Origin of the sequence: Mycolicibacterium anyangense, assembly GCF_010731855.1 — a bacterium.
GTDB lineage: Bacteria > Actinomycetota > Actinomycetes > Mycobacteriales > Mycobacteriaceae > Mycobacterium > Mycobacterium anyangense.
This window is the reverse complement of record NZ_AP022620.1, coordinates 3,700,023-3,713,311: the sequence shown is the minus strand read 5'-3', so window position 1 is coordinate 3,713,311 and position 13,289 is coordinate 3,700,023. Positions and strand designations below refer to the sequence as shown.

Sequence of the window (13,289 nt, the reverse complement as noted above, 5' to 3'; positions counted from 1 at the left end):
TGCATCCTGATCCGCGACACGCCGAGGTCAGCGGATCAGGACGCACACTCGCCGCCCGGTCAGGGCTTCGATGCGGTGATCCCGCTCCCCGAGATCCGGATGTGGTTGCGGCTGCCCGGCCCGGCCGTCACCGTGTTGCTCTTGCCGAGCACCGTGGCCGAGTTGTGGTCCGAGGTGCCGGTCGGATTGGTCGGGTCACCGACGCGCACGGTGTTGTCGCCGCCGAACACGATTGCCCGGTTGCGGTTGCCACCGCCGGCATTGGCGACGTTGCCCTCGCCGAGGACGACCGTCTGGTTGCCGTCACCGAAGGTGGCGACCGAGTTGTTGTTCTTGCCGAACACCATCACCCGGTTGCGGTTTCCGGTACCCGCGAAGGCCCCGTTGTTACGGCCGACCGCGGTGGCGCGGTTGAAGTCACCGTTGATGGCGCTGGCGGTGTTCTGCTCACCGAGGGCGGTAGCCACGTTGAAGTTGCCGATGCCCTGCTCGGAGCCGGCGGTGGCGTAGTTGTTGCGCCCCATCGCCATCGCGATGTTGAAGTTGCCGTTGTAGGCGTTCACCTTGTTGCTGGGCCCGCGTCCCATGGCGATGTTGAAGTTGCCGAAGTAGGCGTAGGACTGGCTGCCGCCGCTGGCCGTCGCGATATTGCCCACGCCGTGTTCGGCGTCGGCGACGCTGCCATCGCCGATCGCCACCGCGGTGTTGAAGACGTCATTCGGGGTGTTGCCGCCGGTGGCGGTGCTGCCCGCGCCGATGGCGAAGGCCAGTCCGAAGATCCCCGCCGAGGTGGCCGTGGCCCCCGGTCCGAACGCCACCGCCAATCCCAGCAAACCTGTCGATGAGCAACTCGCCGACCCGGTGTGCATGTTCAGCGCGCCGAAGGCCACGCAGCCGTCGGCTGCGTTCGCCGGCGCCGGTGCCGAGATCGCGAGTGTGGCCGCGGCCGCCGCGCCGATCATCAGCGCGCCGATCCGGCGGGCACCATCGGCGACTGCTGTGTGTTGATACATGGATCCCCCCTTGGTCCGCGGCCTCCGTTGGCCGTCTGGGCGGAACGTAACTCGGCACGCGTCGACGTAGGTGGATTTCGGCAAAATATTGACGGCTGTGTCGAATCCCTGGGAGCTGTCTGTGGGAACCGGCGAATCGTCGGCCTGCCGCCGCCATTCCCAGGAAGCTGACCTAACCTGACAGCATCGATGAAGGGGGTTGTGAGTATGGCGACGGTTCCACTGCACGGCCGGCGGCTGATCTATGGTGCCGTCGGTCTCGCGATCGCACTGTCCCCGGTGGTGGCAGTCCTTTCCAGGCTTGACGGTCAGGGCCCGCGAGTGCTGGCGCAGTGCTCGGACAACGACACCGAGGACAGTTTCTCGATGAACTGCGCCCCGACCGTCATCCCGGATACCAGTGACCAATTGACCGAGGCCGAGGTTGCCGAGCCCGGTTTCAACGGCGGCCCGCACGACAGTAGTGGGGGCGGCGGTGGCGGTGGCCATCACTGACCGAGGTCGTCGTTGAGGATCCGTTTGGCCGTCGTCAGGTGGTCGATCGCCCTGGCGAGGTAGATCTGGTAATTCGTGGCGTCGTTGGGCTGGCGGGCGTCGACGAATCGCAGACACGCGTGCGCCGCGATGTTGATGTCGTCGATCATGCTCTGCAGCTCGCCGGTCAGCGCCGGGTCCGGGGTGGGTAGATCGGCCTGCAGCCCGACGGCATTGGTGTCGTGTAGCCGCTGACAGCCCGCGCGGACGCCGGCCTCGTCATTGCCCTCAGTTGCGTCCGACACCTGTTCGAGCGCTCGCGCTGACTGCGTGAAGTGGTCGCCGGCGCGCGACTCCCAGGAGCGGACCGCGACCGCGAGCGCGGACGGTCCCGGTGCCGCAGATGTCGAGACGTTCGTCGACGCGGTGGGCCCGGCGGTGTCGCCGGCGGGGTGACGCGCCATCCCGATGAACGCCACCACCAGCAGCCCGATCCCGGCCAGTGTCGCGCCGACGACAACGGCCATGGCTGCCCGCATGCGCCGATCGGCCGTCATGACTTTCACCCTGCGCTGTGGGGGCCGCGCCGGACAGGGTCTTTGGACCTGACGATCCACCCGATTGGCATCGGTGGCGAATAGCGACCCGCTCTAATGGGCACACGGATGGCAGTGAACGCGCGGAGGGAATGCAATGGGATTGATTTCACCGACCGATTCGATGTTCCTGCTGGCCGAATCCCGCGAGCATCCGATGCATGTCGGTGGACTGCAATTGTTCGAGCCACCCGAGGGCGCCGGCCCCGACTTCATCCGCGACATCTATTCGGCGATGCTGACTTTCGAGGATGTCCAGCCCACCTTCCGCAAGCATCCCGGTGAAGTGCTGGGCGGGATCGCCAATCTGTCATGGTCGTTCGACCATGACATCGACCTCGAATATCACCTGCGCCGCTCGGCACTCCCGTCGCCGGGGCGAGTCCGCGAGCTGCTCGAGCTGACCTCGCGGCTGCACGGCAGCCTGCTCGACCGGCATCGCCCGCTGTGGGAAGCCCATCTGGTCGAGGGCCTCAACGACGGCCGCTTCGCGGTGTACACCAAGGTGCATCACGCGCTCCTCGACGGTGTCTCGGCGATGAAGCTGATGCGCCGGTCCCTGTCGATCGATCCGCAGGACACCGAACTGCGGGCCCCGTGGAACATGGGGCCGCGCCGGCGAAGGACGAGCACGTCGCGGTCGTCGCGGTTGGGCGGACTGGTCAAGGCCGCGGGATCGGTTGCAGGACTTGGTCCTTCAGTGTTCACCCTGGCCCGGGCTGCACTGCTGGAGCAGCAGCTCACCCTGCCGTTCGGTGCACCCAAGACGATGTTCAACGTCCCGATCGGCGGCGCTCGGCGGTGCGCTGCGCAGTCCTGGCCGATCAAGCGCGTCGTCGCGGTCAAGGATGCCGCCGGTGTCACCGTCAACGACGTCATCCTGGCGATGTGCGCCGGCGCCCTGCGCGCCTACCTTCTGGAGCAGAAGGCGCTGCCGGACCGGCCGTTGGTCGCCATGGTGCCGGTGAGCCTGCGGTCCGAGGACGACGCCGCCAGCGGCGGCAACCAGGTCGGGGCGATCCTGTGCAGCCTGGCCACCGACCTCGACGACCCGGCCCAGCGGCTGGACACCATCAGTGCGTCGATGCGCGGCAACAAAGAGGTGTTCTCCCAACTGCCGAGGCTGCAGCAGCTGGGCCTGTCCGCATTCAACATGGCGCCGCTGGCGATGGCCCTGGTGCCGGGATTGGCCCAGGCCGCCCAGCCGCCGTTCAACATCGTGATCTCCAACGTGCCCGGTGCGCGCGAACCGCTGTACTGGCGCGGCGCCCGGCTCGACGGCAACTACCCGATGTCGATCGCGCTGGACGGCCAGGCACTCAACATCACGTTGTCGAACAACGCCGACAACCTGGACTTCGGCCTGGTCGGCTGCCGGCGCAGCGTGCCGCACTTGCAGCGGTTGCTCGGCCATCTGGAGGACTCACTGACCGGACTCGAAGAGGCGGTCGGCGTCTAGCCGAGAAGGCGGCGACGACCCCTCAGGTCGCCGCCGCCTTGTCTGGGTCTGCCGTCAGGGGCAGGTGACGTCGATCTCGAAGGGCTTGTTGACCGGCTGCATCGGGTTGGCCATGTCGATGCCCGTCGCGGTTCCGGTGATCTTGAAGTTGTTGCCGTCCTTGGTGGCGGTGGCCGAGGCGCCGCCCGGCACGCCCTCCTGGTAGCCCAGGGTCACGCCGTTGACGTTGCCCAGGCCGACGGAGTGCACCTTGGACGCGTCTTCGCTCATCACGACGGCGATCCCGGTGGCGGCCTCACCGATGGCGATGTTGTAGTTGCCGGCTGCGGTCGCGCAGACGACCTGCCCGTTGATGGTCTGCGGCTGACCGTCGATGGTCACCTTGGCGGTGCTGGCGCCGGAACTGGCGCTGGGTGTCTCGGCTGCGCTCGAGGATGCGCTTGCCGCCGCCGACGAACTCGACGCGCTCGACGTCGACTCCGATTTCTTGTCGTCTTTGGAACAGCCGGACAGGCCGGCGACCAGAACTGCGGCGCCGGCTACGGCCACCACAAAGCCACGATTCACCGAATTTCTCCTTTGTTGAAGTGACCGGTCGACATTGACCGGTCATCGGGACGATTATCGGTCGCCGTTTGCCAGTGAAGGACTGAATGAACGAAATTTCCCCCGTCGGTATCGGTAACGTCGGGCAGCGTGCAGACCCTGCGTACCCCCGAAGATCGGTTCGCTGAACTCCCCGACTTCGACTTTCAGCCGCACTACGCCGAACTCGACGACGACGAGGGCGCGACCCTGCGCGTGGCCTGGGTGGAGGCCGGTCCCGCCCACGCCGACCCGGTCCTGATGTTGCACGGCGAACCGACGTGGTCGTTCCTGTACCGCAAGATGATCCCCATCATCGCCGCCGCCGGCTACCGAGTGATCTGTCCGGACCTCGTCGGTTTCGGTCGCTCCGACAAGCCGACCCGGCTCGAGGACCACACCTACGCGCGCCACGTCGAATGGATGCGGGCACTGGCCTTCGATGTGCTGGATCTGCACCGGGTGACCCTGGTGGGTCAGGACTGGGGTGGTCTGATCGGCCTTCGGGTGGCTGCGGAGAACCCGGACCGGTTCAGCCGCATCGTGGTCGCCAACACCGGTCTGCCGACCGGGGACGTCAGCATGCCCGAGATCTGGTGGAAGTTCCGCGAGGCCATTCAGAGCGCACCCACCGTCGACGTCGGGCGGTTCGTCGAGTCCGGCTGCCGCCGGCCGATGAGTGACGAGGTGCGCGCGGGCTACGACGCCCCGTTCCCCGAGGACAGCTTCTCGGTCGCGGCACGGGCGATGCCAGGCCTGGTGCCGACCAGTCCGGACGACCCGGCATCCGACGCCAACCGCCGGGCCTGGGCTGTGCTGGCGGCCAGCACGACGCCGGTGCTGGTGGCGTTCAGCGATGGCGACCCGATCACCGGCGGCATGGCACCGATCTTCCGCGAGCACATGACCGGGGCCAAGGGCATCGAGCACCCGACGATCCACGACGCCGGTCACTTCCTGCAGGAGGACGCCGGCGAGGACCTGGCCCGGCACATCGTGAGCTTCCTGGGGTAGCCCGCTGGTTAGATGTCGACGTGCCTTTCTTCACCGTCGACGCGGAACTACCCGGCCGGCGGGGACGCAGTGGGGTAATCCACACCCCGCACGGCGACATCCAGACGCCGGCATTCGTCGCCGTCGGCACCAAGGCCACCGTCAAGGCCGTGCTGCCCGAAACCATGCGCGATCTGGGTGCCCAGGCCGTGCTGGCCAACGCCTACCACCTGTACCTGCAGCCCGGTCCCGACATCGTCGACGAGGCCGGTGGTCTCGGTGCGTTCATGAACTGGCCCGGGCCGACGTTCACCGACAGCGGTGGGTTCCAGGTGCTCTCACTGGGCGCGGGGTTTCGCAAGGTGCTGTCGATGGACGCCAACCGGGTCCAGGCCGATGATGTGATCGCCGAGGGCAAGCAGCGGCTGGCCCATGTCGACGACGACGGCGTGACGTTCATTTCGCACCTCGACGGTTCCACGCACCGGTTCACCCCGGAAGTGTCGATGCAGATTCAGCACAAGATCGGTGCGGACATCATCTTCGCCTTCGACGAGCTGACGACATTGGTCAATACCCGTGGCTACCAAGAGGAATCGGTGGCGCGGACACACGCGTGGGCGCAACGCTGCCTGACCGAACACCGGCGGCTGACGGCGCAGCGGCCGGAACGTCCCGCGCAGGCGTTGTTCGGGGTGGTCCAGGGTGCGCAGTACGAGGATCTGCGCCGCCAGGCGTCCCGTGATCTGGCGACCCTGCTGGATTCCGACGGCCGCGGCTTCGACGGCTACGGCATCGGCGGCGCGCTGGAGAAGCAGAACCTGGCCACCATCGTCGGCTGGTGCATCGATGAATTGCCCGACGACAAGCCGCGTCATCTGCTCGGGATCAGCGAGCCCGACGATTTGTTCGCCGCGATCGAGGCCGGTGCGGACACCTTCGACTGTGTGTCACCGTCGCGGGTGGCGCGCAACGCCGCGGTGTATTCGCCGACCGGCCGGTTCAACATCAACACCGCGCGGTTCCGGCGTGACTTCACCCCCATCGACGAGGAGTGCGACTGCTACACCTGCGCGCACTACACCCGGGCGTACCTGCACCATCTGTTCAAGGCCAAGGAGATCCTGTCGGCCACGCTGTGCACGATTCACAACGAACGCTTCATCATTCGACTGGTCGACCAGATCCGCGCGGCTATCGTCGCCGGTGAGTTCGACGAGCTGCGCGATCACGTCCTGGGCAGCTACTACGGCACCGCCCGCTGACGTTCGGCTCAGGTTGCTCTTACTTGACGCATGCACAATAGGGCTATGACCGCTCCCGCTCAGTCGCAGGCGCTGCTCGTCGAACTACTCGACCCGGCCAACCGGGCCAACCCCTACCCGGTGTACGCCCGGATCCGCGAAAGCGGCCCGATGCAGCTGCCCGACAACGACCTCCACGTCTTCTCGACCTTCGCCGAGTGCGACGAGATCCTGCGCCACCCTGATTCCTGCAGTGATCGCACCAAGTCCACGATGGCGCAAAAGGCCTTGGCCGCAGGCCAGCAGGTGCGCCCGTTCGGCACCCCCGGCTTTCTGTTCCTCGATCCGCCCGACCACACTCGGTTGCGCCGGCTGGTCAGCAAGGCGTTCTCGCCCAAGGTCGTCAAGTCGCTGGAACCCGATGTCGCCACCATGGTCGGCGGTCTGCTCGAAAAGGTCTCTGCCAAGGGTGAATTCGATGTGATCGAAGATCTGGCCTACCCACTTCCGGTAGCGGTGATCTGCCGGCTGCTGGGGGTGCCGATCGAAGACGAGCCGAAGTTCAACTGGGCCTCGGCGCTGCTGGCCCAGGGACTGGATCCGTTCATCGCTTTCACCGGGCAGACCCAGGGCTTCGAGGAGCGCCTGGAAGCCGGGTTGTGGCTGCGCGAATACTTGCGCGAATTGCTCGAGAAGCGGCGCGCCCATCCCGCCGAAGACCTGATCTCGGGCCTGATCGCCGTCGAGGAGTCCGGTGACCAACTCACCGAGGAAGAGATCGTCGCGACCTGCAACCTGCTGCTGATCGCCGGCCATGAGACCACGGTGAACCTGATCGCCAACGCCGTCCTGGCGCTGCTGCGCCACCGCGAGCACTGGACGGCGCTGGCCGCCGACGCCGACCTGGCTCCGGCGATCATCGAGGAGACGCTGCGCTACGACCCGCCGGTGCAACTCGCCGGCCGTATCGCCGGTGCGGACATGACGATCGGCGGCGTCGAGATCCCCAAGGGGGACAACATGATGCTGCTGTTCGCCGCCGCGCAGCGCGACCCGTCGGTGACCGAGCGTCCCGACGAGTTCGACCCCACCCGGGAGACCGTGCGCCACATGGCATTCGGCAAGGGCCCCCATTTCTGCCTCGGTGCCCCGCTGGCCCGGTTGGAGACGGCGCTGGCGTTGTCGGCGGTGGCCAAGCGGTTCCCGAATGCGCACCTGGCCGGTGAGCCGCAGTACAAGCCCAACGTCACCCTGCGGGGGATGGCGTCGCTGCCGGTCGCGTTGGGTTAACCGTTGAGCGCCGCGATGACTTCGGACGCCGCCCGCTCGCCGGCGTCCACCGCGCCCTCCATGTAGGCGCTCCAGAAGGTCGCGGTGTCGGTGGAGGCCCAGTGGATGGTGCCGATCGGTTCGCTCAGCGCTGATCCGTAGGTGGTCCACACATGCGGGCCGTGGTTGGCGTTGTAGCAGCCACGCGTCCACTGCCGATCCGACCATTCCCCGTCGACGTAGAACTCGGGGGTGGCGGCCCTGCTGCCGAAGTGGCGCACCAGCTCGGCGGTCAGCGCCTCGCGGCGGTCGTCCTGCGACCACTTGGCGTAGTCGCGGGCCTGTTCGCCCTCCAGGAACATCAGGATGATGCCGTGGTCGTCACCGGGCAGGCAGGTGTCGTTGGACATCCGCGCCGGGCCGATGTCGGAGATCAGCTGACCGTTGAAACCGTCTGCGCGCCAGAAGGGTTCATCGTAGATGAAGAACGCCTTCATCGCCGATCCGTTGGGCATCCGCTGGGTGAGCTGGTCGCGAACCCCGGGCAGCGGCGGGTCGTACATGATCCGCCCGGCCAGCGTCGGCGAGATCGCCACGATGACACGCCGGCCGGTGGCCACCAAGCCGCCGCGACAATGCACGCTCACGCTGTCGGCGCTGTGCTCGATCAGCCATACCGGAGCCTTGAGCACGATGTGCTCGGAGATCAATGCCGCCAAGCGATTCGGTATCTCACTGGTGCCGCCGACAAAGCGGGTGGTCTGCGCGCCGCCCTCGGACTCGGCGAACAACTCCGCGGTGACACCGCACGTTTGGATGGTGAACAGCAGATGCAGGAACGACACCTCGACCGTGGGCACCGCGAGGATGCCGACGGTGCAGATCTCCAGCAGCGTGCGCGCGACCGGGGCCAGGCCTTGGGCGTCGTACCAGTCGGCCGCCGTCATGACATCCCATTCCTCGGCGTGCGGCGCCAGCCAGGGCGCCGCCGGCGGAACCTCGGCCGCCAATTCGTCCAGCGTCCGGAATACCCGCTCCAGGGCCGCCAGTTCGTCGGCGAAGCGGGCGTGGAACTCGTTCTCTCCCAACACTCCTGAGCCCACCAGCTCATAGGACGTCTGGCCGTCGTCGTACTGCGGATAGGTCTGGACGCCGAGTTCCTCGGCCAGCGCGAACATCCGGTGGTGGGTGTCGCCGATCCACTGGGCGCCCAGTTCCACCGGCAGCCCCGGGATGACCTCCTCGGTGAGGATCCGGCCTCCGACGCGTTCGTCCGCTTCGAGCACCAGCGGCTGCAGACCGGCTGCCAGTACCGTGCGGGCAGCGATCATTCCGGACAGCCCGGCGCCGACGATGACCACATCGGCGTCCCGGCGGGAGGTCTGTGACATAGAGACAATCTAGAGCGGGTTGAGCACTCGTTCCAGGAATTGACGGGTCCGTGCCTCTTTCGGGTTGCCGATGACCTCCGACGGTGGCCCCTGCTCGAGGATGATGCCCTGGTCGGTGAACAGCACCTGGTCCGAAACCTGCCTGGCGAACTGGATTTCGTGCGTCACGATCACCAGCGTCCAGCCCTGCACCGCGAGATCCTTGATCACCGACAGGACCTCGCCGACCAGCTCGGGATCCAACGCCGACGTGGGCTCGTCGAACAGCACCAGCCGGGGTTTGAGCGCCAGCGCCCGCGCGATGCCCACCCGCTGCTGCTGGCCACCGGAAAGCTCGTACGGGTATTGGTCGCGCTTCTCCGCGAGCCCGACCTGATCCAGCAGCGTCAGAGCCTCGGCGATGACCTCGTCCTTGGGACGCTTCTGAACGATCAGCGGTCCCTCGGTGACGTTCTCCAGCACCGTCTTGTGGGGGAACAGGTTGTGTCCCTGGAACACGAAGCCGCTGCGCGACTGGAACCTTCGTACCTCGGGCTTGGGAATCGGCTGGGAGAAGTCGAGCTCGATATCGTCGACCCGGATGACGCCGGCATCGGCCCGATCGAGCGCGTTGAGGGTGCGTAACAGGGTGGTCTTCCCGGAACCGGACGGCCCGATGATCGTGGTCGCCGTGCCCTTCTGAACCTTGAACGACACACCCTTGAGCACCTTGTTGTCGCCGAACGCCTTCTCGACGCCCTCGGCGGTGACGCGATACTCGATGTCGTCGGTCTTCTGGGCTGCACTGTCACTCATCGCGCCACATGCCTTTCCAGCCGGTGCTCGAGGCGGCTCTGGCCGAACGAGAGGACCAGGCAGATGATCCAGTAGTACACGGCCGCCGTGCCGTACAACGCGAAGAACTCGAAGGTCGGAGCGGCGGCCACCTGTGCGGTGCGCAGCAGTTCGGTGACCAGGATCGTCGAGGCCAGCGACGTGTCTTTCACCAGTGATATCAGGGTGTTCGACAGCGGCGGCACGGCTACTCGCGCAGCCTGCGGGAGGATGATCCGGCGCAGCGCTCCGGCGTAGTTGTAGCCGATGGTCTCGGCGGCCTCCCATTGGCCCTTCGGGATGCTCTGGATTGCCGAGCGGATGATCTCCGCCGCATAGCCGCCGACGTTGAGGCTGAACGCGATCACCGCGGCCAGGAACGGCGCGAGCTTGATCCCGATCTGCGGTAGCGCGAAGAAGATGATGAACAGCTGAACCAGCAGTGGCGTACCGCGGATGATCGAGATGTAGAACCGAGCCACATTCGACACGACGGCGTTCCTCGACAACCGGCCCAGCGCCACGATCAGTGCGATCACCAGACCGATGACAAAGCTGATGATGGTCAGCGGAATCGTGACCGTGATCGCGGCCTTGGCCAGTGGCCAGAGGTTGTCGGCGATGAGTTTCCACACCGAGCGGTGTCCGGGTTCGGTACCGCCAGCGGTCGGCGCGCCCGTGACATTGGCTTTCAGGTACTTCTGTGAGATCGCCGCCAGTGTGCCGTCGGCCTTCAGTTCGTCGAGGGCCTTGTTCAGCTCGGGCAGCAGGCCGCTGTTCTTCCGGGCCGCGAAGCCCTGTTCGCTCTTCTCCCCGATGGTGGCGCCGATCTTGACCGACTTGTCGTTGGTCTCGGTCTGGTAGGCGTAGAAGGCGATGCTGTCGTTGACCACGGCGTCGACCCGGCCCTGGTTGAGCAGGGTGATTGCCTGGGTGAATCCCTCGACCGGTTCCAGCTTGGCGCCGGCGTCGCGGGACACCTGGGCCCAGTTGCTGGTCACCGTGGCGCCGACGGTCTTGCCCTTCAGATCGGCCACCGAGGTGATGGAGTTGTCGTTGGCCCGGGTGATGACGACGCCTTCGCCCACCGAGTAGGGCTCGGAGATGTCGTATTTGCTCTGGCGTTCCGGGGTGATGGTGACTTCGTTGGCCACCACGTCGAACCGGTTGGCTTCCAGCGCTGCGAAGATGGAATCCCATGGGGTCTGGACGAATTCGACCTTCTTACCAAGCCGCTCGCCGACCGCATTGGCGACGTCGACGTCGTAGCCGGCCAGTTGCCCGGTCGCAGGATCCTGGTAGCTGAACGGCGCGTAGGTGCCTTCGGTGCCGACCCGCAGTACGCCCGAGGACAGCGGAGCGCCGCCGTCGGACTTCGACCCGCAAGCACCCAGCAGCACTGCGGCGACCAGCAGGACGGCCAGCAGCAGGGTGCGGGGGAGGTGACGCATGGAGCGGAGGTTAATGACGCAGGGGATGCCCGCCAAGGGTTCGGATCAAACGGGTTGGTATGTCCACGGCTGGCGCGGCAACGTCGTCGGGTCGAATCGGTCCAGCAGTTCGGTGAGGTCGGCTGACGGCCACCCCAGGGAGGTGCTGATCAGCGAAAACGCCCGCTCGACACCGAGCTCGGCCAGCGTCACCGCACCGTCGCGTTTGGCCAGCCGCTTGCCATCGGCATTGAGCGCCAGCGGCACGTGGGCGTAGACCGGCTGCCGATACCCGAGTAGCTCGGCCAGATAGGCCTGCCGGGGAGACGAGGACAGCAGGTCGTCACCGCGCACCACCTGGTCGACGCCGCTGTGCGCGTCGTCGACCACCACCGCCAGGTTGTAGGCCGGCACGCCGTCGCCGCGACGCAGCACGAAATCGTCGACCACACCGGTGTAGGTGCCATGCAGCAGATCGGTGACCGTGTATTCGGAGGTATCCGAACGCAGTCGCAGGGCCGGTGGCCTGCTCGCGCGACGCTGGGCCCGCTGCTGCTCGGACAGCCCACGGCAGGTGCCCGGGTAGGCTCCTTCCGGAGCATGCGGTGCCCGAGGGGCGGCAAGGATATCCTTTCTGCTGCAATAGCATTCGTAGACCAGGCCGCGTGCGGCGAGGTCGTCGACGACCGCGGCGTAACGGTCGGGGTGTGCGGACTGCCACTGCGGTTCGGCATCCCAGGTGATACCGATGGCGGCGAGATCGGCCAGCTGACGGTGCGCGACATCGTCATGGGTGCGGTCATCGAGGTCTTCGACCCGGATCAGAAACCGTCTGCCGGTCGAGCGGGCGAACAGCCAGGCCAGCACGGCGGTGCGCAGATTCCCGATGTGCAGATCGGCTGACGGGCTGGGGGCGAACCGGCCCGCGCCGCTCACCCGTGACCGCCGAGTCCGGGGACGATGTCACCGACACGGAACCGGACCGGCTCGTCGAGTTGTTCGTAGGTGCACGAGCGGGGATCGCGGTCGGGCCGCCAGCGATTGAATTGCGCGGTATGCCGGAACCGGTCGCCCTCCATGTGGTCGTAGCGAACTTCGACCACGAGTTCGGGACGCAGGGGCGTGAACGACAGGTCCTTACCGGCATTCCACCGCGATCCTTCGTTCTTGCGTGGCGTGCGCTCGCCGGATTCGTGGGCCGCCCAATTCCACGGGTGGTGCTCGAAGTCGGTCACCAGGGGCTGCAACTCGGTGAACAAGGCGCGCCGCTTGGCCATCGGGAACGCCCCGATCACGCCGACGGACGCCAGGTGTCCGTCGGGCTTGTACAGCCCGAGCAACAGGGAGCCGATGGCGTCGGCACCGGACTTGTGCAACCGGTAACCGGCCACCACACAGTCGGCGGTGCGCTCATGCTTGATCTTGAACATCACCCGCTTGTCCGGCTGGTAGGTGACGGTCAGCGGCTTGGCGATGATGCCGTCGAGCCCGGCACCCTCGAATTCGGCGAACCATCGCTGGGCGGTCGGAAGGTCGGTGGTGGCCGGCGTGACGTGGAACGTGGGTCCGGCCGCGGCGAGCGCGTCGACCAGGGCGGCGCGCCGCTCACTGAACGGCGCGGCGGTGTAGTCGTGATCGCCCAGGGCGAGCAGGTCGAAGGCCACGAACGCGGCCGGGGTCTGCTCGGCGAGCAGACGGACCCGGGAGTCGGCGGGATGGATGCGTTGTTGCAGCGCTTCGAAATCCAGCCCGTGCCCGGTGGCGATGATGATCTCCCCGTCGATCACACACCGGGGTGGAAGCTCCGTCCTGGCGGCGGCGAGCAACTCGGGGAAGTAGCGGGTCAACGGCCGCTCGTTGCGGCTGCCCAACTCGACCTCGTCGCCGTCCCGGAAACAGATCGACCGGAAGCCGTCCCATTTCGGTTCGTAGGAGGCATCCGGCGGGAAGGACGTCACCGACTTGGCCAGCATCGGGGAGACCGGCGGCATGACGGGCAGGTCCATGACCCCCATTGTGCCC

At 66.7% G+C, this 13,289-nt stretch carries 13 protein-coding genes; 5 read left to right on the top strand and 8 right to left on the bottom strand.

From position 1 onward, the window contains the following. Positions 1 to 59: 59 nt before the first annotated feature. Positions 60 to 1,013: a hypothetical protein gene (locus G6N35_RS17585; protein ID WP_163805410.1), complete on the bottom strand. Its 954-nt coding sequence runs from the start codon at positions 1,011 to 1,013 to the stop codon at positions 60 to 62. A gap of 207 nt (positions 1,014 to 1,220) precedes the next feature. On the opposite strand from G6N35_RS17585, the gene G6N35_RS17580 reads away from it, so the two are divergent. Then, the gene (locus G6N35_RS17580; RefSeq protein WP_163805409.1) at positions 1,221 to 1,508 is read left to right on the top strand and encodes a hypothetical protein; all 288 of its coding nucleotides are present in this window, start codon (positions 1,221 to 1,223) and stop codon (positions 1,506 to 1,508) included. Here G6N35_RS17580 and G6N35_RS17575 read toward each other — a convergent pair. After that, a complete protein-coding gene (locus G6N35_RS17575; RefSeq protein ID WP_163805408.1) occupies positions 1,502 to 2,044 on the bottom strand; it encodes a hypothetical protein in 543 nt (180 codons plus the stop codon). The genes G6N35_RS17580 and G6N35_RS17575 overlap by 7 nt on opposite strands. Positions 2,045 to 2,180: 136 nt before the next feature. Between G6N35_RS17575 and G6N35_RS17570 the strand changes: the two genes are divergently transcribed. Next, positions 2,181 to 3,542: a WS/DGAT/MGAT family O-acyltransferase gene (locus tag G6N35_RS17570; protein ID WP_163805407.1), complete on the top strand. Its 1,362-nt coding sequence runs from the start codon at positions 2,181 to 2,183 to the stop codon at positions 3,540 to 3,542. A 54-nt stretch (positions 3,543 to 3,596) separates the two neighbouring features. Here the strand turns inward: G6N35_RS17570 and G6N35_RS17565 are convergent, their stop codons facing one another. Continuing rightward, positions 3,597 to 4,109 (bottom strand): lipoprotein LpqH, encoded by a 513-nt coding sequence (locus tag G6N35_RS17565; RefSeq protein ID WP_163805406.1) that lies wholly within the window; start codon positions 4,107 to 4,109, stop codon positions 3,597 to 3,599. A gap of 129 nt (positions 4,110 to 4,238) precedes the next feature. Here G6N35_RS17565 and G6N35_RS17560 point away from each other — a divergent pair, with 129 nt between their 5' ends. From G6N35_RS17560 to G6N35_RS17550, 3 genes are read left to right on the top strand one after another with little or no spacing between them, the layout of a single operon-like run. Then, complete coding sequence (locus tag G6N35_RS17560) at positions 4,239 to 5,141, top strand: haloalkane dehalogenase (RefSeq protein ID WP_163805405.1); 903 nt, start codon at positions 4,239 to 4,241, stop codon at positions 5,139 to 5,141. Between the two features lie 20 nt (positions 5,142 to 5,161). Continuing rightward, positions 5,162 to 6,385, top strand: coding sequence for a tRNA guanosine(34) transglycosylase Tgt (gene tgt, locus G6N35_RS17555; protein ID WP_163805404.1), 1,224 nt, complete (start codon positions 5,162 to 5,164; stop codon positions 6,383 to 6,385). A 45-nt stretch (positions 6,386 to 6,430) separates the two neighbouring features. Then, on the top strand, positions 6,431 to 7,654 hold the full coding sequence (locus tag G6N35_RS17550) for a cytochrome P450 (protein WP_163805403.1): 1,224 nt from the start codon (positions 6,431 to 6,433) through the stop codon (positions 7,652 to 7,654). Here the strand turns inward: G6N35_RS17550 and G6N35_RS17545 are convergent. From G6N35_RS17545 to G6N35_RS17525, 5 genes are read right to left on the bottom strand one after another with little or no spacing between them, the layout of a single operon-like run. Next, positions 7,651 to 9,024, bottom strand: coding sequence for a flavin monoamine oxidase family protein (locus G6N35_RS17545; RefSeq protein WP_163805402.1), 1,374 nt, complete (start codon positions 9,022 to 9,024; stop codon positions 7,651 to 7,653). The genes G6N35_RS17550 and G6N35_RS17545 overlap by 4 nt on opposite strands. Before the next feature lie 9 nt (positions 9,025 to 9,033). Further along, the gene (locus tag G6N35_RS17540; RefSeq protein WP_163805401.1) at positions 9,034 to 9,819 is read right to left on the bottom strand and encodes an amino acid ABC transporter ATP-binding protein; all 786 of its coding nucleotides are present in this window, start codon (positions 9,817 to 9,819) and stop codon (positions 9,034 to 9,036) included. Continuing rightward, entirely contained in the window at positions 9,816 to 11,288 is a 1,473-nt protein-coding gene (locus tag G6N35_RS17535; protein WP_163805400.1) for an ABC transporter permease subunit, read from the bottom strand. The genes G6N35_RS17540 and G6N35_RS17535 overlap by 4 nt, the downstream gene beginning before the upstream one ends. A gap of 45 nt (positions 11,289 to 11,333) precedes the next feature. Next, positions 11,334 to 12,203: a tRNA glutamyl-Q(34) synthetase GluQRS gene (gene gluQRS / locus G6N35_RS17530; RefSeq protein ID WP_163805399.1), complete on the bottom strand. Its 870-nt coding sequence runs from the start codon at positions 12,201 to 12,203 to the stop codon at positions 11,334 to 11,336. Further along, the gene (locus G6N35_RS17525) at positions 12,200 to 13,273 is read right to left on the bottom strand and encodes an ATP-dependent DNA ligase (RefSeq protein WP_163805398.1); all 1,074 of its coding nucleotides are present in this window, start codon (positions 13,271 to 13,273) and stop codon (positions 12,200 to 12,202) included. Before G6N35_RS17525 ends, gluQRS begins: the two co-directional genes overlap by 4 nt. Positions 13,274 to 13,289: the final 16 nt, after the last annotated feature.